Source organism: Nocardia brasiliensis, from assembly GCF_011801125.1.
Classification (GTDB): Bacteria; Actinomycetota; Actinomycetes; order Mycobacteriales; family Mycobacteriaceae; genus Nocardia; species Nocardia brasiliensis_C.
Map to the genome: position 1 here is coordinate 4,079,709 of NZ_CP046171.1, position 21,412 is coordinate 4,101,120.

The window sequence follows — 21,412 nt, forward strand, 5'->3', positions numbered from 1 at the left end:
GGACGCAGGCATGCGCGTTGTCATCGCAGGCGGACACGGCAAGATCGCCATGAAACTCGCCGAGTTGCTCACCGGCCGCGGCGACGAGGTCGCGGCGCTGATCCGCAATCCGGACCACGCGGCCGATATCACCGCCATCGGCGCCGAGCCCGTGCTGCTCGACCTGGAGCAGGCCGCACCCGAGGACGTACTCGCCGTCGTGACCGGTTCGGACGCAGTGGTTTTCGCCGCGGGCGCCGGGCCGGGCAGCGGCGTGGCGCGCAAGTACACCGTCGACCGCGACGGCTCCATCCGGCTCGCCGAGGCGGCCGAACAGGCGCGAGTGCGCCGTTTCGTGCAGATCTCCAGCATCAACGCCGGCCAACCACCGGCGGCGGGCACCGACGAGGTCTGGGCCGCCTATCTCGACGCGAAGACACAGGCGGAGGACGACCTGCGCAAGCGCGATCTGGACTGGACGATTCTGCGCCCCGGCCTTCTCGTGGACACCCCGGGTAACGGATCGGTCACCCTGACCGTACCGCCGGTTCCGCGTGGCGACATCCCCAGAGCCGACGTCGCGCAGGTCATCGCCGCGCTACTGGCCGCGACACACACCGTGCACCTGACACTCGAACTCGTCGCGGGCAACACACCAGTTGCCCAGGCGGTGGCCGCGCTCGCGACGGGCGCGAACGATGGTGCCGCCCTTACCGATTGATGTTGCCGTCGATGTTCTGAACAGGAGTTGAACCGTGTTCAGCCCGGCGCGACCCGCACCGCTGTTTCAATATCAGCTCTATACCGACGATGAGGCCGCGTCGGCGCATCGATTCACCGAACATTTCCTGGCCGTGCACGACGCGGCCGCTCGATTCGCGCAGCCGAGCGCGCACGTCGATTTAGACATCGATGACTTATTCGGAACGAGGTGAAACACCGCCTACCGGAGCCCGCTTCAGCAAACTTTCAGACGCTAAACCCGCACGTGCGCTTGCAAATCGATCGTGCAGATGTACTTGCATATGAAAGGTACAGCGACCTAAACTCAGTCCCGCAACGCTTTACAGGGGACAACCAGGGGAGGCCGCATGGGCGAGCCGAAGGCCGAAGCCGCCGTGGGTCCGCTGCCGCCAAACGTCAGGGGCGTTCGAATGAACCAACCACTTTCCGGCGTCCGGTTCGGCATAGCCGATGCCGCACTGGTCGACCAGCCAGCGAACGGTACACAAATGATGAGCACACCGTCGGCCCGGAGCGGCCACAGAACCAGCGCGTACTCCCGGGAGACCGCCGTCGCGTTCGTCATCGACGCGGTCGAGTCCACCGGCGCGGCCACTCGGCACGATTTCGACATCGACCGAATCGTCACCACCGCACACGATGTCGTCGACGACTGGGACTTCCACGCCATGCAGCCGGCGACCTTCTGGCGCATCGCATCCAGTTTCATCCGGCAGTAGCCCACCGGGCGGCTCGGCATGGATACCGTAATGCCTTGTCCCGCAAGCCCTGAGCCATCTTGCTCCACTGGCGATGATTCAACCTCAGGCACAGGGATTGCGGCGCAAGGCATTACGGGTTCCACACTCGCCGAATCGGCCGATGCAGTTCGGACCGAGTAACCCCTCGCTCGCGCCGAACTACCGACAGGCGCTCGCACCGATCCCCTCGGTGCGGGCGCCCCGTCGTCTGATGCCCGTGTCGAATCTCGCGGCGCCCGAGCACCGTAGGCGGGTCCGGCCGCGATCGGCGAGGTCACCGATCGACCGTCACGTGACAACATTTCCGCCGTAGTAGACGCACGCTCGGTGCCGTCACACCGGCCCCGAAAACCGGAAAACCACGCCCGTCCTCGTGGCGGTGCGTGGCGTTCTGGGAGCCCCGTAGCGGGGCGACTCATAGCTCGGCGGCGTATCCGGCGAGGATCTCCATCGACTTCTCCGGCCGCTCGGCCTGGACGCTCAGCCGGTCCATCACCGACAGATACAGCGCGAGATCCTGCCTGCGGTCCAGGTACAGGGCGCTGGTCAAGTGCTCGAGATACACGATGTCGGGCAGTTCGGCCTCGGCAAAACGCAGAATGCTGAACGAGCTACCGGCGGCGGCGTGCTCGCCTGCCGAATAGGGCAACACCTGGATGGTCACGTTGGGCAGCTGGGCCAGCTCGATCAGATGCTCGAGCTGCTCGCGTTGCACGCGGGGGCCGCCCACGGGCCGATGCAGCGCCGCTTCGTCGATCACTGCCCACACGACCGGCGGATCGGTCCGGTGCAGAATCTCTTGCCTGCGTTGGCGAACCTGAACCCGCCGATCGGTGTCGGCGTCCTCATACCCGAGCGCCACCACTGCCCTGGCGTAGTCGGGGGTTTGCAGGAGTCCCGGAACAAGATGCGCCTCGTACGTGCGGATCTTGCTCGCGGCTTGTTCGAGGCCCAGGTAGGTACCGAACCACTGCGGCAGCAGGTCGCTGTAGCGATGCCACCAACCAGGTTCGTTCGCCTGCCTGGCCAACTCGAGGAACCGCTGGCGCTCCTCGACGTCGTCGACGCCGTAGAGGGTCAGCAGATCCCGGATATCACGTTCCTTGAAACCGGTGCGGCCCAACTCGAGACGGCTGATCTTCGCGTGCGAACCGCGGATCGCATCGCCTGCCGCCTCGCGGGTGATGTTCTTGCTCTCCCGCAGTTTTCGCAGCTGGCCACCCAGGGCGATGCGGAGCACCGTCGGGCCTCGTTCTGCGACAACGGCATCGACATGTCCATCGTCACTGGGTTCAGCGATCATCGAGTTCGTCTCCGATACTCCGGGTTGCCCTCAGTGTGTCACAACCACCTGTCGCGAAACACACCGCACCGATCGCTAATGTTACCGCTCAGCTCGTCAAATAGTCGAACTCCCCCGCCTTCGCGCCGCGCACGAACGCGTCGATCTCCGGACGGGTGTAGAACAGGGTTCCGCTCTCCGGATCACGCGAGTTACGCACTGCGACCTGGCCGTTGGTCGCCTCGGCGACCTCGACGCAGTTGCCGCTGGGGTTGCTGAACGAACTCTTACGCCAGGTTCCGATGACCTTGTTCATGGATGTATCCGACATGTTCCCCACTCCTCAGTATCGCCAGTTGTTGCAAATCGGTTCGTGCATCTGCACTCTCAAACGTTCTTGCATTTGCACCAACAGTTTGGACGATAGCACGATGTTCGCCGCTACGCCTCTACTAATTCGGACCACTTGGTCCGAGTTCTGACGCACGCCCGTTTCGACCAACGGGTACGGACCGGACGCCCTCGACCTAAGCCCCCTGACCTGCACGAATACCGCAGGGGTGCACCATCGCTCGGCCGGTCGCGGCACGTCCGCCGAGGGCCGAACTCAGCCTTGCCGAGGTGCCGCCAGCCGCGTGCCAGGGCACCGCGACCGCCCATCGGAGCCATCGCCGGGCCACCGGGCCGCCGCCCGCCCGCTGCCACGTGGGGCACATCCGGAGCTATCGGACAGACGCCCAAGACCGTTTCGTGACTAACAAGATCACGAGAGCGCACCGGCGCACGGCGCGACCGCATCGATCGAAGACATCACCGCAAACTCCCGCGTCAAGCCGAATAACGCGCAGCCGGGCGGCATCGGAACCATGGCGCTGTGCGGAACGCACGCCGACAGCCCGGCCCACCCCGAGCGCCACCGAACAGCTATCGGAACCCCGCACATCCCTGGGTTCGGCCGCATAGTTCGCAACACCGCGTCGCGAAGGACGTAACAGGCACGTTCCCCCTAGTTCATTGACGCCGTCCGTGCAGATGTACTTGCATCTGTAAGCGACGGCGGCCTAAACTCGGTGCCATATCGGGGAGGTACGCAGGGAGTTCGAGCCGGCGGCGCCTACACAGCAACCTCCCCACACGCCACACGCGAGGGGCGGTCGAATGAGCCAGCCATTCCGGACTCCCCGTCGGGTCGCCGTCATCGGCGGCACCGGCGTCGAGCTGCCGCGGCAATGTCCTGCGCCGGAATACCCAGTGTCCGACTGCGGTGTCGAACCGCCGGGCCTTACCTATCGAATGGCGCGCGACATTTTGTCGGCCCACGAAGTCCACGGACCGCAATGCAGGCAGTGGCTCGCTGCCGCCGCTTACCTTTCGGCCGGCCTGGACGACGAGTAGTCTCCCGATTCGCTTGGCGCCCATCGATGTTCGAACGGGGCCAATTGCGACCCAGCGTAGCGTCGCGCCGGACAAATGTCTTGTGCACTGTGTCAGGTCACGTCCAGATCACTCGATGATGTCGTAGGCTCCCAATAGATCTCATCGATAAGCCACCACGCGCAGCACCCTTTCGTATAGTGAGCCGAACGATTCGGGCCCAGGTCTATTAGCCCGACGTGGCAATGGAGCGACCCGAATGACCTTCTCCGCGCTGGATATTTCCGCTGATCCGTCCGACACAGCGCTCGAAATCGGTGGCCGCCCGGCCTCGATGCCGCTACAAAATACCGACCGGGTTGCTTCGCGAATGGTGGGATATTTCGCCACCTGCATGGCACCGTGTCGCACCCTGCCCGGCGAGCAATTACGCGGGGACGTCACCAAACTCACCCGCAGCTGCCTCGGCCTGGTCGCCGAGATGTTCGATCGCCGTGCCGTGCCCGGCGACGAACGCCTCGGCGAGGTCCGCGAGGCGGCCACCCAGTGGGCGCGCGAAGGCGTACCGCTCAGCACCATCCTGCGCGGCTACCACGAGGGCGTGCGCATCGCGTTCGGTCTGGTCACCGCGCCCGCCAAGGCCGACGACGTGCGCGAGTTACTCGTCGCCAGCGACCTCATGCTGGAACTGCTGGAGGCGGTTACGGCGGCGGTGGCCGACGCCTACATCGAGGAACAGCACCTCGTGGCCAAGGAGCACCAGACCGCAACGCAGACCCTGGCCTCGGCGCTGCTCAGCGGCCGTGGCAGCTCCGCGCTGGCCAGGCAGGCGGGCATTCCCATCGCCGACGCGTATCAGGTTGTCGCCCTGTCGCTTTCCGAACACGCCGACGAGCGCGACCCACGGGTGGACGCGCACGTCGCCGCCCGGCGCAAGCTACGCAGGTTGCAGTCGGCGCTGGCGACCGCATTCGCCTCGCGGGCACTGGCATTGCTCAGCACCAAGGGCGGTACCATGCTGGTCCCGATCGGTGACGACGGCGAAACCGCCATGACCACAGAGACATTGGCGCGCCTGGCCGAGGCCGCCGAGGTGCCGCTGACCGCGACGGTCGTCGCCAGCGATACCGACGAGATACCCGAATCCGCCGACCAGGCACACGAATTGCTCAATCTGGTCCGGGTCGGCGGCAAGCCCCCCGGCCTCTATCAGATGGCCGATCTCGCGGTGGAGTATCAGCTCACCCGCGGCGGTCCCGCCACCCGGCGCATCGCCACCGTGCTCGCCCCGCTCGACGCGCACCCCGAGTTGTTCGAGACCATGCGCGCCTACCTCGGTAACGATATGAACCGGCAGCTCACCGCGCGGCAACTGTACGTCCACCCGAACACCGTCGACTACCGGCTGCGCCGAATCGCCCAGCTCACCTCGATAGATCTGGCCACCTCCGCCGGGATCTCGCAGGCGGCCATCGCCCTGCTCGCGCGCGATCTGGACCGCAGCGTCACTCGCAGGCTGTGACCCCGACGTGACCTGTAACGGATTCGTGCTGGTCACCGGGACGCCGAATTGAGATCCTGAAACTGCCGCTGACATCTGGATGGTGAAGCATGCGAATAGCCGAGATCCTGCGCAGAAAAGGTTGCGACGTCGCCACGGTCGCACCGGATACTCCGGTACGGAGCTTGTTGGCCACGCTGGCCGAGCACAACATCGGCGCGGTGGTGGTGACTCCGGACGGTGACGGCATCGTCGGCATCGTCTCCGAACGCGACGTGGTGCGCACGCTGCACGCGCGGGGCGCGGAGCTGCTCGACACCCCGGTCGCGGAGATCATGACCACCGACGTGCGCACCTGCGCGCCGGACGACGAGATCAACAGCCTGCGAAACACCATGACCGAGCACCGGATTCGGCACCTGCCGGTGGTCGGCGAGGGCAGGCTGGTCGGCATCGTCAGCATCGGCGACGTGGTCAAGAGCGCGATCTCGGAGCTGGCCACCGAACGCCAGCACCTCGTCGAGTACCTGCAGGGCAAGTACTGACCCGAACGCGCTGGTGCCGCGTCGAGAAACGTACCGAAGTTCTTGGACGGGGCGCTAGATGCTGCCGAGATCCTTCGACAGCCAGTGCTCCGGTCGCAGGTGCACCACCACCTGCTCACCGAACTCCTCGGCCTGCTTCAGATACGCGTCGATCGCGTCGCCACTGAGATAACGCTCGACCATCTCGCGATGCTGTTCGTCGGTGAGCGCAGTGACCGAGGAGACCGGGCCCTCCACCGTCACGTACCGCACGCTCGGCGCGAGGTGCTGCACCATCAGGGTGAACCGCCCTGCGGCGTCGATGGCCTTCAGCTTGCGCGAATCCGCCCCGGTGATCACCCACGGCTCGCCGCCGGGCCGGTACTGATACCAGACGGGCACGCTGAGCGGGCCGCGATCGGCGCCCGCCGCCACCGACAACGCGGCGATATGCGGCTGGGCGAGGAACTCTTGACGCTCTTTCAAGGTCAAAGCCATGACCCCCAGACTAGCCGGAAACCGGTGGTGTGAAAGGCGTTGCCCACGAGAAACCTTCGAAGAGCTCAGCAAAAGTGCGTATCGTTGGGGGCGTCCCAGCGCATCCGGCTCAGCGCGTTTTCGGAGGGAGCGTCACGTTGCGATCCCACGCCTCGCGGTCGCACGTCGTGCGACCACCGGCTGAGCGGTCCTCCCCTGCGCCCGACCAGGCCGCGGTACGCAAGCTGTTCCCCGCACTGGCCGAATCCACCGAGGTGTACCTCGACAGCGCGGCGACCACGCAGAAGCCGCGACCGGTCATCGACGTGATCACGCAGTACCACAGCTCGCGCACCGCCAACGCCGGGCGCGGCACCTACCCGTGGGCCACCAGCCTGACCGGGCGGCTGGCCCGCATCCGGGAGCGCGCCGCCGCCTTCATCGGCGCCGAACACGCCGACGAGGTGGTGTTCACCGGCGGTGCGACGGCCGCGCTCAACGCCGTCGCCCTGTCCTGGGGCCTGGCGGTGCTCGACGACGGCGACGAAATCCTGTACAGCCCAGACGATCACGCGTCCAACGTGCACCCGTGGCAGCACCTGCGCGGGCTGCTCGCGCGATTCGGGCGCAGGCTCGAGCTGGTGCCGTACCGGGTGACCAGGACCGGGCAGGCCGACACCGCCGACATCCTGGCCAAGGTCGGCCCGCGCACCCGGCTGATCACCACCAGTCATCTGCATCACGTGTACGGCGGGCTCACCACCTTGGCGCAGCTGCGCGGCCTGCTCGATCCCGAGATCCTGCTGTGTTTCGACTGCAGCCAGAGCGGTGGGCACCTTCCGGTCGATGTGACCGAGCTCGGCGCGGATTTCGCGATCTTCGCCGCGCACAAGATGTTCGGCACTCCGGGCACCGGAGTCCTGTACTGCCGCAGGCGCGTCCACGATCGGCTGGTGCCGTTCCTGCCCGGTGGCAATTCCGGGGTGCGGGTGGGCGCGGACGGCCTGGTGCCCGAGGCGATGCCCGCGCTGCTCGAGGGCGGCACGCACAATATTCCCGGCATCCTCGCGCTCGGCAGCGCGCTGGAGGTGCTCGAGTCATTCGACGTCGCGGCCATCGCCGCGCACAATCGCCTGCTGACACTGCGCCTGATCGACGGGCTGCGACCCATCCGCGGGCTCGAGTTCCGACCGGGGCCCGCCTACGCGCCCGGCCCGGTCGGTTACGGCATCCTGTCGTTCACGCTGGAGGGGATCTCGGCGGCGGATCTCGGGTTCGTCCTGAGCGAATTGGGTTTCCTGGTCCGGACCGGCCTGCACTGCACCGTCGCGCCCGAGGAGCATGCCGCGGGCAACGACGACTCGGTCCGGGTCAGCACGCACATCTACAACACCGCCGACGAGATCGACCGGTTCACCAAGTGCGTCATGACGATTGCCGAGGAGGTCACATGACCATGGACACCCCGCGTTACGACCGCAGGGCCGCATCCCGGGTGCTGGCGGGGCTGGCCCAGCCCGGACTGTTCGGCACCGAACTCACGCTCCCGCGACACCGCCGCGTCGAATACACCTGCACCGCACTGCGTACCGAGCCGAACAGCCATCTCACCTACTCCCAGCGGCTGTACCTGGAACGGTTCATGCGGCCGTGCCGTCCGTACCAGGTGACCAGCGCGACGCACCGGATCACCTGGACCGACAGCGACGGCATCCCCAACACCGGGCACTTCCGCGCGGACGGGCTCGGCCCGCTGGTGCCGATCGCTATGCGCGAGACGGTACTCACGCTGTGGCACGGGCTCGAGGCCAATACCGCGCTCGCCGAACGGATCTCGGCGCTCGCACCGCGCGAGCACGCGGTATTGGACGGGACGACGACCGACCACGACCCGCACGACATCTTCCGGGTCGGCATCGAGGCAGCGGGCCGCGCCCTCGCCCAGCACGCCCTGCTCGCCAGGCAGACCCCCTATCGCGGCGCCGCCGAATTCGCCAGGGGCATCCACGAATCCGGCTTGTTCGCGGCCGTCGCGACGCGATGGTACTGGGAGCTACAGGCTTCCACGTATCGGCGTGGCATGATCCCGGTGACCCTGATCGCCCAGCCCGACGGCACGGTGCGCTACTCCGCGGAGACCGTGGCGACGCTGCGGGCGATGAAGGACGCCACCATCTCCGACGCGCACACGGTGATGCGGCGCGCCACCCACGTCGAAGGCCTGTCGGTGGCCGAGGCGATCGCCAAATACCACGACGATCTCGACCTGATCTCCCGCCAGTACGCCCTACTACCCGCGGGGACCAGACCCGCTTGCCTGGCCGCGATGCCGCACCATCTCGGCGGCGGGCACTACAGCATCCTGCCGGTGGTGGTCGATCGTTTCGTCGCGGTGTTCGACAAGCTCGTCGGGCGCTGCGAGCCGGTCGAGGTGAGCGCCGAGCCGGCCGACGCGCACGCCGATCGCGCGGCCACCGCCGAGGATCAGGTGTTCTACGTCCCCGACATGACCTGCAAGCACTGCGTGCGCACGATCGGCGGCGTGCTCGAGTCGATGGACATCCGGGTGGTCGAGATCGACCTGATCAGCAAGCGCGTGATCGCCGAGTTCCGCAGCCCGCGCAACCGGGCGCGGGCGTTCGAGGCGATCCGCGACGGCGGCTACAACCCGGTCGCCGAGCAACCGGAGGCGCCCGCCGCGGACGCCGTCGCGGCTCAGCCGTCGGAATCCGCGGTATGACGGCAGCGCCTCCGGCGCTACCGGCGAAGATCCATCCGCTGGTGCGCGCCTATCTCGATACCCCCGGCGCGGTGGCCGATGCCGTGCGCCGCTTCGGTGCGCCGGTGCACCTGCTGTTCCCCCAGGTGTTCGCCGAGAATCTGGCCCGGTTCCGCGCGCTGCTCGAGCGCCGGCTGCCCACGCACCGAATCTGCTACGCGCACAAGGTCAACCAGTCGGCGGCCTTCGTCCGAACCGCCGAGCGGGCCGGCATCGCGATCGACGTCGCCTCGCCGCAGGAGCTGGCCAGCGCACTCGGTGCCGGGTTCGCGCCGCCACGCATCGAGGTCACCGGCCCGAAAGGCGAAGCGTTCCTGCGTGATCTGATCGCCGAGGGCGTGACCATCAACGTGGACAACCTGTGGGAGTTACAGCGGATCACCGAACTCGCCCCTGCGGCCGCCGAGGTCCCGGTGCTGCTGCGCGTGTGCGGCTTCCGTGCCACTCAGGTGAGCCGGTTCGGCGTGCCGCTGCGCGAGGTCGGCGCCGCGCTGGACCTGCTGTGCGCGCACCTGGATCGAATCACGTTCCTCGGCTTCGCTTTTCACCTGGATTCCGGGGACGCGGGTGAGCGTGTCCGCGCGGTCGAGGCCTGTCTGGCGCTGGTCGAGGAGAGCTACACGCGCGGGCTCACGCCCTCGGTACTCGATATCGGCGGCGGGTTCCGGCAGGTCTTCACCGCCGACGCCGCGCGTTTCGACGAGTACGTGCAGGCGCTGCGCAGCGCTCTGCTCGGCCTGCGGCCGCCGATGAGCTGGGGCAACAACACATTCGGGTACCAGGTGGCCGACGGTGCGGTGCACGGCATTCCGGTGTTCCACAAGTACGCCAACACGGTCGCGGCCACCGACATGCTCGACGACGTGCTCGCCGCACCGCTGGAGCGCCACGGCGGACGGACCGTCGCCGCGGTGCTGTCGGACAATCTGCTGGACCTGTGGCTGGAGCCGGGCAAGGCGCTGGCCGATCACGCGGGGGTGACCGTGGCCGAGGTGGAGTTCGTCAAGGAGATCGCCGATGGTCGAGTGCTGGTCAACATCGACCTCAGCCGAGACTGTGTGACACCGGCCGATCAGGAGGTGATGGTCGATCCCGTCATCCTGCCGCGGGCCGGGCGGCGCGCGGCCGAAAACGAGCCTGTCGGTGTGTATTTCGCCGGACGACTCTGCCTGGAGCGCGACCTGATCACCAATCACATCGTGTGGCCCGCCGAGCTGCCACGCCCCGGCGACCTGGTGGTGTTCCCGAACACCGCCGCCTATCACATGGACCTGTCCGCGGCGAGCGCCTCGATGCGCCCGCCGCCGCGCAAGCTCGCCGTCGTCGATACCGGTGCCGGCTTCCGGGTCTGCCACGACGCCGAGTACCGCCACGAAGTCGGGCCGACCCCACCGCACGTCCGCAGGCAGCTGTCGGCGCCGCGCACGCACACCGAGGCGCGCTGATGCGCTACGACCACATCACCGAACTCATCGGCAACACGCCCCTGCTGCGGCTGGACCCGGCTGTGCACGGTCTGCCCCAGGTCGAGTTGTACGCGAAACTGGAGTCGCACAACCCCTTCGGCTCGGTCAAGGATCGGGTCGCGTGGGGCATGATCCGCGACGAACTCGATGCCATCGCCGCGCGCGGGCAGACCTTCATCGAGGCGTCGAGCGGCAACACCGCCAAGGCGCTGCGGCTCCTCGGCGCGGTCCACGGCGTCGGGCTGCGCGCGGTGACCAACCGGATCAAGGTCGCCGAGGTGCGCGAGCTGCTGCAGGTGTTCGGTACCGAGATCGTCGAACTGCCAGGGCTTTCCGAGTGTCCCGATCCGACGACACCCAATGACGTCTACGCGGTGATCGAGGCGACGATGGCCCAGCATCCTGGCAAGTATCACCATGCCTCGCAGTACACCAACGAGAAGAACATCGAGGCGCACCACCACGGCACCGGCCGGGAGATCCACGAGGACCTCGCCGCCGACGGGATCACCAGGATCGACTATCTGATCGGCGGTCTCGGCACCACCGGGTCGACCAGGGGCACCGCCACCTATCTGCGCAAGCACAACCCCGAATTGCGCACCGTCGCCGTGGTTTCCGAACGCGCCGACTTCATCCCCGGAATCCGCTCGGAGAGCGAGATGTGGGAGGTCGGCCTGTTCCAGCCCGACTTCTACGACAGCATCGTGACCGTCGAGGCCGCCCGCGCGGTCGACGCCACGCTGCGCCTGGCCACCGGCTACGGCATCCTGGCCGGGCCGACCAGCGGCGCGAGCTACGTGGCCGCGCTGGACACCCTTGCCGCCGAGGCGAATTCGCCGCGCGACACCGATGATCCGATCGTCGCGGTGTTCATCGTCTGCGATCGCTTCGAGCCGTACCTGTCCTACATCAAGAAGCGGCGGCCCGACCTCTTCGCCGCCGCCACCCGCGCGTCGGCGCCCACCGCCGCCGAAGTGGCCGCGGCGCCGACCCTTTCGCCTGCCGAACTCGCCGAACTCGACCGCACGGGCAAGCCGACCATCGTCGACACCCGCGGCGCGATGGCCTACCGGATCGGGCATGTGCCCGGCGCGCTCAACATTCGCGACGATCAACTCGAGGACATGTTCGCCCAGGGCATTCCGTTCTCCCGGTCGCGGCCACTGGTGTTCGTCTGCCCGGTGGGCGAGCTCTCGCTGCGGTTCGCGGCGCGGGCCGGGCAAGCCGGATACGACGCCGCCGGGCTGGCGGGCGGGGTGGCCGCCTGGCGGGCCGCGGGTCTGCCGCTCGAACGCGGCTGACCCATCACCGCATTCCGGGCGTGTCCCGCGGCCATCGCGGGCAGACTACCCGTGAGCGCAGCGCGTGCTGCGGTACCGCCAATGCCCGAAAGAGATGGTTCATCATGTTCGGCTCGCACCCCTCCCTCGCCGCCGCGGCGACCTCGTTCGGCGCCGTCGCCGCCGCGCTGGTGATCACCGCGCCCGCCGCGCCCGCGACGGTCAATGCCGTCGGCGTGGCACCCGGACTCAGCTTCGGCAGCTCCACCGCGTTCGGCACCGGTTGCAGCTACATCGCCACGGCCACCGCCGCACCCGGCGACGTGGTCGGCTTCTTCGATCCCCTCGCCACCTTCGATCCCGGCGGCTGGATCACCGTGCCCAGCTCCGGCACGGTGACCGCGAAGTGGACGCCGCTGGTCCCCGGCGAGCACACCATCTTCGCGGTGGGCAACGACGCCGCGTTCGTCTCGACGAAGGCGACCGTGGGCGCGGGCGTCAACCTGGGCTTCGTGTGCCTGGTGCTGCCCTGACGACGACATGCGCGGTCCGACGACCGAGGCACCACTGAGAACTGGCCCGGCGACCGCCGGTGGGCCGGTGGTCGCGGGTCGGCCTTGCCGGGGCCGACCAGGCACTAGTGTGGTGCCGTGCAATCAGGCGAGGAATCAGACGACGAGGCGGGCCCACGGATCTGGGGCGGCACAACCCTCACCGAGCGCCGCGAGGCCCGGCGCACCGCGCTGCTCGAGGCCGCGCTCGATCTGATCGGCGAGGCGGGCGCGAGCGGGGTGACCATGCGCGCGGTCTGTCGCAAGGCCAATCTCACCGATCGCTACTTCTACGAGAGCTTCAGCAGCCGCGACGAACTGCTCGACGTGCTCTACCGGCAGGTCGCCATCGAATTCCTGCACCCGATGACCGCGTTCGCCGCGGCCGACGAGCCGTCGCGGGACCGTGAGCTGGCCGCGATCCTGGTCGACAAGGTGCTCGCCGACCCGCGCAAATCCCGGCTGTTCCTGGTCGAGCCGTACTCCAGCACCGGCCTCGGGCAGACCACCATCTCGGTGATGCCCGAGTTCACCCGGTTGATGCAGGACCATCTGTTCGCCCACATCGATGACCCGGTCAAACGCAGGCTCGCGGCCGTCACCATGGCCAGCGGCAACGCGGGCATGTTCTCCGCGTGGCTCAACGGCTCGCTGCGCGCGACCCGCGACGAGATCGTCGATCACTGCGTCGCGGTGCTCACCGCGTACCGCTCGATGTATCGCGACTGACCGGTATCGCGGCCGACCGGTATCGCGACCGACCCGGCGGGGCTCGGACACCACGTGCGCGGCTCAGGCACAACGGGATTGGGTGCTGCGACCGCGATCACACCGGGTTGCCAATGCTTCCATTCGGGTGTTTACTGGCCAGCGCAAGGTGCCGATCGTTCGCTGAGGCTCCTTCACGGAAACAGGCCAGCGACCCCGAACGTCGAGAGACGCCCCGGGTCAGGACAGGTCTCCCCGGCTTAAGGGGTGATCCCGATTGGCTCCCGGCGCGCCGGGTTCACGCCGTGAAGTGCCAAAGGTCTTACGAGGAGGGGTGCCCACCGGCGTTTTTGCCGGGTTCCCCTGCTGCGCTCTGCCACGATCAGATCACGACGCCCGGTGGATGCCGTGCGCCCGAGCGGCGAGGGAGGTGAGCCGGATGCCCGGCGGTAACAGTCCGACTACCAGTTTGCCAATTATTCACCCAGCGACACCCCCGCCCATCACCCGAAGGCGAACACCGCGACATACCCTCGCGCGGTGTCCGGCGCACGCGCGCCGGCGAGTAGACCCCGGGGCGATGGCAGGCTCGTGACCCGGCCCAGCGTCGGCTCGGCGTAGTCACCGGCGGGCTGCGCTGATCTGTTCAGGAGTGCGGTCATGACGACACTGGAAATGATCCTCCGGCTGCTCACCGGCGTCGGCCTCGGCGCGGCCATCGGCTTCGAGCGGCAATATCGGGCCCGGATGGCGGGCCTGCGTACCAACGCGCTCGTCGCCGCGGGGGCCACCCTGTTCGTGCTGCTCTCCGCGCACGGCTTCGCCGGTGCCACGGCGGATCCGACCCGGGTCGCGGCGCAGATCGTGTCCGGCATCGGCTTCCTCGGTGCGGGCGTCATCATCCGCGACGGGCTCAACGTGCGCGGCCTCAACACCGCGGCCACGCTGTGGTGCGCGGCCGCCGTCGGCGCGCTCGCCGGCGCCGGGATGTACAGCACCGCCCTCGCGGGCACCGTCGCGGTCGTCGCGGTCAACATCGCGTTGCGGGCCGCCGGACGCGCGGTCGACCGGCAGCCCGAGTCGGGCAACGAGCAACCAGCGGCGTACGCGTTCGCCGCCGTCACCAACGACGAGAACGAGGCGCACGTGCGGGCGCTGCTCGTACAAGCGTTGACCCGCACCGACTTTCAGCTCGTCTCGATCTCGAGCGCGAACACCGGGACACCGGGGCGGGTCGAGGTGCGCGCCGAGCTGTTCGGCGATCAGCGCGACGACCGGCAGATGGAGTCGGCGGTCAGCAGGCTGAGCCTGGAGCCATCGGTGACCAGCGTCGGCTGGCACATCGCCGGGTCCACCGAGGCGAAGGGACCGCGGGCATGACCCTGTTTCGCGCCTATGCCGCGGGCACGGCGCTCGACCGGCCCCGCAATCGGTACGCCGACGTCGTCGTCTTCGTCGGCGCGGCCGTGCTGGTCTGGCTGATCGTGCGGGTGTCGGCGAGCGCGAACGTGCCGTTCGACCAGGCGCACGCGCCCGCCGCGGTCTCCACCGACCCGGATCGGCTCCCCTACTACGCGGCGCGCTCGCTGCTGCGCATGTTCGCCGCGCTCGGGCTCTCGATCGTGTTCACCTTCGCCTACGCCACCGCGGCCGCCCGGCTGCGGCGGGCCCGCACGGTGCTGCTGCCGCTGCTCGACATCCTGCAGTCGGTGCCGATCCTCGGGTTCCTATCGATCACCGTGGCCGGGTTCATCGCGCTGTTCCCCGGGTCGCAGCTCGGCCTCGAAAGTGCTTCCATCTTCGCCATTTTCACTTCGCAGGCGTGGAACATGGCGTTCGCGTTCTACCACAGCCTGGCCGCCCAGCCGCGCGAGCTAGACGAGGCAGCGCGCAATCTGCGCCTGTCGCGCTGGCAGCGGTTCTGGCGGGTCGACGCGCCGAGCGGGATGATCCCGCTGGTCTGGAACGGGATGATGAGTTTCGGCGGCGGGTGGTTCTTCCTGGTCGCCTCCGAGGCGATCAGCGTCAACAATCACGAGTACGCGCTGCCCGGCATCGGTTCCTACGTCGCGACCGCGACCTCGGACGGCGATCTCGGCAAGGTGTTCATCGCGATCGGCGTGATGGTGCTGATGGTGGTCGGGGTGAACTTCCTGTTCTGGCGACCGCTCACCGCGTGGGCCGAACGGTTCCGGGTCGAAGACACCGGCGCGGCCGACGCGCCGCGCAGCATCGTGCTGAACCTGTTGCGCCGCTCCCACATTCCGCTACTGCTCGGCAAGGTGTGCGGTCCGCTGATCGCGCCGCTGGATCGGGTCATGAGCGTGTTCGGGCTCGCGGAGTACCCGCTGCATCGCTCACCGCTGCGGCAGCGCGCCGGTGATCTGGTGTTCGCCGCCGTGATCACGGTCGCCGTCGCCTACGGGGCGTACCGGGTGGCCGGCTACATCGACTCGACCGCGGGCTTCGGCGAGGTCTGGCACGCGTTCGGGCTCGGGTCCCTGACCCTGCTGCGGGTGGTGGTGCTGCTGGTGCTGGCGACCGTGGTGTGGGTGCCCGTCGGCGTGTGGATCGGGTTGAACCCCAAGGTGTCCCGGCTCGCGCAGCCGGTGGTGCAGGTGCTGGCCAGCTTCCCGGCCAACTTCCTGTTCCCGTTCATCACCGCCGTACTCGTCTGGAGCGGCGCCAGCCTGAACTGGGCGGGCACGGTGCTGATGGCGCTGGGGGCGCAGTGGTACATCCTGTTCAACGTCATCGCGGGCGCCAGCGCGGTGCCGACCGACCTGCGCGAGGCCGCCGCCAACCTGCAACTACCGCGAAACCTGTGGTGGCGCAGGCTGATTCTGCCAGCCATCTTCCCCAGCTATGTCACCGGCGGGATCACCGCGGCCGGTGGCGCGTGGAACGCCTCCATCGTCTCGGAGGTGGTCGACTACGGCTCGACCACCCTTGTCGCGGCCGGGCTCGGCTCCTACATCCACGAGGCGACCAAAGTCGGTGATTCGCCGCGGATTCTGATCGGTGTGCTGGTCATGAGCAGCTACGTGGTCGGCATCAACCGGGTGTTCTGGCGGCGGTTCTACGCGCTCGCGCAGCGGAGGTACTCGCTGTGAGCGCCGTCGCGTCCGCTCGGACGTCCGCCGCACCCTCGGCCTGCCCGCGAGATCACCTGGGCCGGTTCATTCTTCGCTCGACAGGAGGTCGATCATGACCACGTCCACCACTTCGGAGGTATTGCTCGACATCACCGCGGTCGGCAAGCGTTTCACCGGCGCCGCCGGCGACGAGCTGCGGGTGCTCGACGGCATCGACCTGCAACTGCGCAGCGGGGAAATCGTCGCGCTGCTCGGCCGTTCGGGCTCAGGCAAGTCCACGCTGCTGCGCATCATCGCCGGACTCATCGCGCCGTCCGACGGCGCGGTCCGCTACCGTGGCACGCCGCTCAACGGCAGCAATCCCGGTGCCGCACTGGTCTTCCAGTCGTTCGCGCTGATGCCATGGCTCACCGTGCAGGACAATGTCGAGCTCGGTCTCGCCGCGCGGAACGTGGCGCCCGCCGAACGCAGGCAGCGCGCGCTCGCCGCGATCGACATGATCGGGCTCGACGGCTTCGAATCCGCCTATCCCAAGGAGCTTTCCGGCGGCATGCGCCAGCGCGTCGGGTTCGCCCGCGCGCTGGTGCTCGAGCCGGACCTGCTGCTGATGGACGAGCCGTTCTCCGCGCTCGACGTGCTGACCGCGGAGAACCTGCGCACCGAGCTGGTCAACCTGTGGGCCACCGAGGACTTCCCCACCAAGGCGATCTGCGTGGTCACCCACAACATCGAGGAGGCGGTGCAGCTGGCCGACCGGGTGCTGGTGCTCGGTTCGAATCCGGGTCGGATCATCGCCGAGATCGCCGTGCCGCAGCAGCGCCCGCGGGATCGGCGGGCCCCGTGGTTCGAGGCCATGGTCGACCAGATCTACGGGCTGCTGACCGGCCGGGACACCGAACCCGTTGTCGCGGGGCCGGATAAGGCCACGCCGACGGCCCAGCCGCTGCCCGACGCCTCGGTCGGTGGCCTGGCCGGTCTGGTCGAGCTGGTCTACGCCGGCGGCGGGCGCGCCGATCTGCCCGACATCGCCGACGAGCTGAACTTCGAGATCGACGATCTGCTCCCCCTCGTCGACGCCGCCGAGATGCTCGGTTTCAGCACCGTCGCCGACGGCGATGTTCTGCTCACCGACATCGGCACCGAGTTCACCACGGCCGACATCCAGGAGAGCAAGCGCATCTTCGCCGAGCAGGCCCGCCACCGCGCGCCGCTGGTGCGCACCATCTGCAAGGGTCTGGCGGGCAGCTCCGACGGCAGCCTGCGCGCCGGCTTCTTCCTCGACCTGCTCCGGCGCGGCTTCGGCCCCGACGACGCCCGCCGCCAACTCGACATCGCCATCGACTGGGGCCGCTACGCCGAGCTATACGACTACGACACCGACTCCGACAAGATCACCGCCGACCCGGCCGCCAAGGTCTTCGCCGGCGTGCGCGGACGCTGGACGGCGTAGCCGTCTTACCTCGCGGGGTAATCGACTGACCGGCGACGGGCGAGCACGCTCGAAGCATGGCATCCAACACTGTGACCACCCCTGGCCCGGCATCGGCCGGACCGCTGCGCGGCCTCGCGGTGGGCCGGATCGTCCTCGGGGCCGTGTAAGAGTCCGTGCGCCGCACGAGCCACCGTGATGCCGCGACCTCCGTGTCGACCGCCACCGGCTCCGGGCATGAACCATCGCGAACTGTGCGCTACCCCGCGAGGCGGCCGCGCCAGTGCGCGAGGGTGGTTTGGGTGCGGATAGTGGCGGCGTGGGTCGGTCCGAGGGCGCGTAGTTCAGCCACCAGCAGGACCTCCAATTCGGCGATGGCTTCGCGCACTTCGCCGTGCTCGGCCTGCCGGGAGGCCAGATCGTTGCGGGTGGCGAAGGTGTCGGGATGGTCGGGGCCGAGCACCCGCAGCCGATCGACCAGCAACTGTTCGAGTTCGGCGATGGCGCGCGACAATTCGCCCGCGTCGGCCAGGTAGGCGGCCAGTGTGCTTCTGGTGGTGAGTGTGTCGGGATGGTCGGCGCCGAGCACCCGGCGCCGGTCGTCGAGTAGACGCGTGAATTCTGCTCGGGCACCGGCAATATCGCCACTGCGGGCGCGAAACGCCGCTAGGTTGTTGCGGGCGCTGAGGGTCGCTGGATGATCCGGCCCGAAGATGCGCAGGCAGTCCGCGAGCAGCTGTTCGAACTCGCGCAGCGCCGCCGCCACGTCACCGTGTTCGCCGTGCCAGTACGCGAGGCTGTTGCGGGTGCGCAGCGTCTGCGGGTCGTCCGGGCCGAGTACCCGGGCGCGATCGGCGCGCAGCGACTCGAAATCGAGGATCGCGCCGACCAGGTCGCCCTGGTCCGCGCGATTGGACGCCAAATCGTTGCGGGTGCGCAGAGTGTCGGGATGATCAGGACCGAGCAGCCGGATCTGATCGGCGAACAGGCGCTGATAGTCCGCCCGCGCCCCCGGATAGTCACCGCAGCGCGCCCGATAGGTGGCCAGATTGGTGCGCGTGCCAAGAGTTTTCGGGTGATCGGGGCCGAGCACACGCAGCCGGTCGTCGAGCAGCCGCTCGAACGCGGTGATGGCGCCGAGATAGTCACCGCTCTCGGCCCGGTGATAGGCCTCGCGGCTGCGGGTGGTCAGCGTGTCGGCATGATCCGGGCCCAGCGCTTGCACGAACGCGGGCACCCACGCGCCCCACAGGTCCCGGTTGTCGGCGGCCCGCGCCGTCTGCAACATCTCCAGGAAATGCAGTGCACTGCCCGAATCCCCGTACGCCAGGCAGTGCCGCACCGCCGAGCCGCGCGCGTAATCGGCGGCGCGGTCGCTCTGACTGCGCTTGATCGCCGCGACGATGGCCCGGTGGGTGTCCTCAAGCCGCACACCGAGTTTCGCGCATTCGGCACGCAGGCCGGGCAGCAGCGCGCCGTGCGTCACGCCGATCGATTCCCGCAGTGTGCCGGGGTGGCTGCGGGTCACCAGCGTGCCGAGCGCCACCGTGATATCGCGCAGCCGGGCGATGTGCAGGTCGCTGCCGAGTGCGGCCAGCGCCGCGTCGGCGAGTTCGAGCGGCAGTACCGGCCCGACGCCCGCCGCGACGAGCAGACCGAGGAATTCGCCTGCGGCGTGCCCTGTTTCGGCGGGCAGACCGCGCAGTGCCGCCGCGACCCGCAGCGCTACGATCCGGTCCAGACCGATGCCAGCGGCCACGGCGCCGTCGGTGATGCTCGGCGCCACCTCGAGCAGCATGCGCGCGAGCAGCCAGCCACCGGAGACCACGTGGCTGTCGCTCGCTTCGGCGGTCGGCGTTTCCGAGAGCAGACCCTGGATCCAGCGCACCCAGTCCGCCGGATCGGCCGGCGCGCCGGTACCGCGCGCCGAACCGACCACGGTGGCGATATCGTCGGCGGCGGGCTCACCGACCTCGATGCGATGCATGTGCGCGAGCGTGGGCTCGTACTCGACGCCGGTGCCGTCACGAACCCCAGCGATCACCCGAACATGGCGCAGCTCTTCGCGTTTGGTCAGATCGCGGATGGCGGCGCAGAGCAATCGCCTGGTGCCCTCCTGCGGCTGATTCAGCCCGTCGAGCACCAGCGTCACCCGCCGGCCGACGGTGGAAAGCCGCGCCAGCGGGTGGCGCACCGCGAGGTCGAAGATGTCGAACTCGTCGCGGGAGCGGTGCGCGCGCACCGCACGCGCCGCATCGGCGAAACCGGGTAGCCGCGCGCTCAATTGCGCGGACAGCTCGGCCGCGACCGCCTCGATCGAGCTGCCCGCGGTGAGAAAGACTGCCGCGGTGATGTATTCGGGGGTCACCGCCAACCCCTCGACCAGGCTCGGCCGAATCAGCATGGCCAGCAACGTCGATTTGCCCGCACCGGCCGGGCCGATCACCACGCGCAGCCGATGCGCGCCCGCGTCGACGATGGCGTCGAGCTGCTCGCGCACGTCGGGGGTCACCAGCAGGCCGCGGGTGAGCTGATCGACGAAACCCGCCGCGGAGCGTCCGCTCACAGCGTCGCGATGCCGTGCGGTGTTGGGCACCAACCACAGTCCGGGGTCACCGCCGTGCACCGCGCCCGAGGTGAACGAAAGGTACTGCGGCTGTTGATGCACGCACTCCCCGGCGATCGGGTCCACCAGGTCCGCGGGCAGCAGATTCTCCCCGCGCAGCGGCAGCCCCGAGCCGAACGTGGACAGCATGGTCCTGGTGAAACACCCGGAGAACGCCGGGCCGTCGCCCGCCGCGACCAGCATCTCCATCCGCCCGGACGCCTGCGCGAGCAGATCGGTCCACCGCCGCGCCGCGCCGAGCACCCCCTGTCCGGTCTCGCAGGCGTCGACCAGCACAACCAACCCGTCGAGTGCCGACTCGTTCAACCGTTCCCTGATCTCCTGGGTCAGATGAAAGGCGTTGTGCGAGTTAGGGATAGCGGGCGAATCATGGCCAAGCAGATAGAAATCCTCGGCATTGGTCGCGACGCCGTGGCCGATGAAGGCGAGCAGCAACGTCGCCTGCCGCCGCGCGGCCGCCGCGAACGCCTCGTCCACCGCCGTGACCAGTTGCGCCGCTGTCGGATTCAGCACCGGGCCGTCCCGGTCCGTGGCCGCGCGCCACCCGCCCACCTCGGTCAAGCTCGCATACAAACCCGTGGCGAGCTCGCCGGTGAATCCCAACTCCCCCAGCGCCACACATTCGGACCCGACCACCAACGCGAGCCGTCCTCCCATGCAAGCAACATACCCGCGCCCGACTCGGCGCAATGACACACCCACGGCCTGGGCATTCAACCCCCTAGCGCCCTGCGGCGCACCCCGACCGGCCGGACTCGGCACCGACGCGCGACCCGACCGCCATGGTCACAAACCGGATTCACCCCGCCCGGTTGCTTGGGAATCGCACGGGCCGGGCCGTAGGGTGTCCACTC

19 protein-coding genes and 1 riboswitch are annotated in these 21,412 nt (G+C 68.6%); of the genes, 14 read left to right on the forward strand and 5 right to left on the reverse strand.

Annotated elements, in window-relative coordinates:
- Positions 1-10: 10 nt before the first annotated feature.
- The 3 genes from F5X71_RS18425 (at position 11) to F5X71_RS18435 (ending at position 1,442) form a co-directional block, all read left to right on the forward strand.
- A complete protein-coding gene (locus F5X71_RS18425; RefSeq protein WP_167463148.1) occupies positions 11-700 on the forward strand; it encodes an SDR family oxidoreductase in 690 nt (229 codons plus the stop codon).
- Between the two features lie 34 nt (positions 701-734).
- The gene (locus tag F5X71_RS18430; protein WP_174817093.1) at positions 735-914 is read left to right on the forward strand and encodes a hypothetical protein; all 180 of its coding nucleotides are present in this window, start codon (positions 735-737) and stop codon (positions 912-914) included.
- A gap of 156 nt (positions 915-1,070) precedes the next feature.
- Positions 1,071-1,442 carry a hypothetical protein gene (locus F5X71_RS18435; protein ID WP_167463149.1) on the forward strand — a complete coding sequence of 124 codons (372 nt, stop codon included), beginning with the start codon at positions 1,071-1,073 and terminating at the stop codon, positions 1,440-1,442.
- 436 nt (positions 1,443-1,878) lie between these two features.
- Here the strand turns inward: F5X71_RS18435 and F5X71_RS18440 are convergent, their stop codons facing one another.
- Together F5X71_RS18440 and F5X71_RS18445 are read right to left on the reverse strand one after the other, a co-directional pair.
- A complete protein-coding gene (locus F5X71_RS18440; RefSeq protein ID WP_167463150.1) occupies positions 1,879-2,766 on the reverse strand; it encodes a helix-turn-helix domain-containing protein in 888 nt (295 codons plus the stop codon).
- A gap of 88 nt (positions 2,767-2,854) precedes the next feature.
- Positions 2,855-3,076, reverse strand: a complete 222-nt coding sequence (locus F5X71_RS18445; protein WP_167463151.1) for a DUF397 domain-containing protein — start codon at positions 3,074-3,076, stop codon at positions 2,855-2,857.
- 1,437 nt (positions 3,077-4,513) lie between these two features.
- Between F5X71_RS18445 and F5X71_RS18450 the strand changes: the two genes are divergently transcribed.
- Positions 4,514-5,641, forward strand: a complete 1,128-nt coding sequence (locus tag F5X71_RS18450) for a PucR family transcriptional regulator (RefSeq protein ID WP_238815309.1) — start codon at positions 4,514-4,516, stop codon at positions 5,639-5,641.
- 89 nt (positions 5,642-5,730) lie between these two features.
- Positions 5,731-6,165, forward strand: coding sequence for a CBS domain-containing protein (locus tag F5X71_RS18455; RefSeq protein WP_167463153.1), 435 nt, complete (start codon positions 5,731-5,733; stop codon positions 6,163-6,165).
- A 54-nt stretch (positions 6,166-6,219) separates the two neighbouring features.
- Here F5X71_RS18455 and F5X71_RS18460 read toward each other — a convergent pair whose 3' ends face one another.
- Positions 6,220-6,642: a pyridoxamine 5'-phosphate oxidase family protein gene (locus F5X71_RS18460; protein ID WP_167463154.1), complete on the reverse strand. Its 423-nt coding sequence runs from the start codon at positions 6,640-6,642 to the stop codon at positions 6,220-6,222.
- Between the two features lie 167 nt (positions 6,643-6,809).
- Between F5X71_RS18460 and F5X71_RS18465 the strand changes: the two genes are divergently transcribed.
- The 6 genes from F5X71_RS18465 (at position 6,810) to F5X71_RS18490 (ending at position 13,429) form a co-directional block, all read left to right on the forward strand.
- A complete protein-coding gene (locus F5X71_RS18465) occupies positions 6,810-8,075 on the forward strand; it encodes an aminotransferase class V-fold PLP-dependent enzyme (RefSeq protein ID WP_167463155.1) in 1,266 nt (421 codons plus the stop codon).
- A complete protein-coding gene (locus F5X71_RS18470) occupies positions 8,072-9,361 on the forward strand; it encodes a heavy-metal-associated domain-containing protein (RefSeq protein WP_167463156.1) in 1,290 nt (429 codons plus the stop codon). Before F5X71_RS18465 ends, F5X71_RS18470 begins: the two co-directional genes overlap by 4 nt.
- Positions 9,358-10,845, forward strand: a complete 1,488-nt coding sequence (locus F5X71_RS18475) for an alanine racemase (protein ID WP_167463157.1) — start codon at positions 9,358-9,360, stop codon at positions 10,843-10,845. The genes F5X71_RS18470 and F5X71_RS18475 overlap by 4 nt, the downstream gene beginning before the upstream one ends.
- Entirely contained in the window at positions 10,845-12,170 is a 1,326-nt protein-coding gene (locus F5X71_RS18480; protein ID WP_167463158.1) for a pyridoxal-phosphate dependent enzyme, read from the forward strand. The genes F5X71_RS18475 and F5X71_RS18480 overlap by 1 nt, the downstream gene beginning before the upstream one ends.
- Positions 12,171-12,274: 104 nt before the next feature.
- Entirely contained in the window at positions 12,275-12,682 is a 408-nt protein-coding gene (locus tag F5X71_RS18485; protein WP_167463159.1) for a hypothetical protein, read from the forward strand.
- Positions 12,683-12,799: 117 nt separating this feature from the next.
- A complete protein-coding gene (locus F5X71_RS18490; protein ID WP_167463160.1) occupies positions 12,800-13,429 on the forward strand; it encodes a TetR/AcrR family transcriptional regulator in 630 nt (209 codons plus the stop codon).
- Between the two features lie 147 nt (positions 13,430-13,576).
- Positions 13,577-13,747: riboswitch (M-box (ykoK) riboswitch) on the forward strand.
- 164 nt (positions 13,748-13,911) lie between these two features.
- Here the strand turns inward: F5X71_RS18490 and F5X71_RS18495 are convergent.
- Positions 13,912-14,070, reverse strand: coding sequence for a hypothetical protein (locus F5X71_RS18495; RefSeq protein WP_167463161.1), 159 nt, complete (start codon positions 14,068-14,070; stop codon positions 13,912-13,914).
- Between F5X71_RS18495 and F5X71_RS18500 the strand changes: the two genes are divergently transcribed.
- The 3 genes from F5X71_RS18500 (at position 14,069) to F5X71_RS18510 (ending at position 17,953) form a co-directional block, all read left to right on the forward strand.
- On the forward strand, positions 14,069-14,788 hold the full coding sequence (locus tag F5X71_RS18500; protein ID WP_167463162.1) for an MgtC/SapB family protein: 720 nt from the start codon (positions 14,069-14,071) through the stop codon (positions 14,786-14,788). The genes F5X71_RS18495 and F5X71_RS18500 overlap by 2 nt on opposite strands.
- On the forward strand, positions 14,785-16,521 hold the full coding sequence (locus tag F5X71_RS18505) for an ABC transporter permease (protein WP_167463163.1): 1,737 nt from the start codon (positions 14,785-14,787) through the stop codon (positions 16,519-16,521). The genes F5X71_RS18500 and F5X71_RS18505 overlap by 4 nt, the downstream gene beginning before the upstream one ends.
- 94 nt (positions 16,522-16,615) lie before the next feature.
- Entirely contained in the window at positions 16,616-17,953 is a 1,338-nt protein-coding gene (locus F5X71_RS18510) for an AAA-associated domain-containing protein (protein WP_167463164.1), read from the forward strand.
- 238 nt (positions 17,954-18,191) lie between these two features.
- On the opposite strand, the gene F5X71_RS18515 is transcribed toward F5X71_RS18510, so the two are convergent.
- Complete coding sequence (locus F5X71_RS18515; protein ID WP_167463165.1) at positions 18,192-21,215, reverse strand: tetratricopeptide repeat protein; 3,024 nt, start codon at positions 21,213-21,215, stop codon at positions 18,192-18,194.
- Between the last annotated feature and the right edge of the window lie 197 nt (positions 21,216-21,412).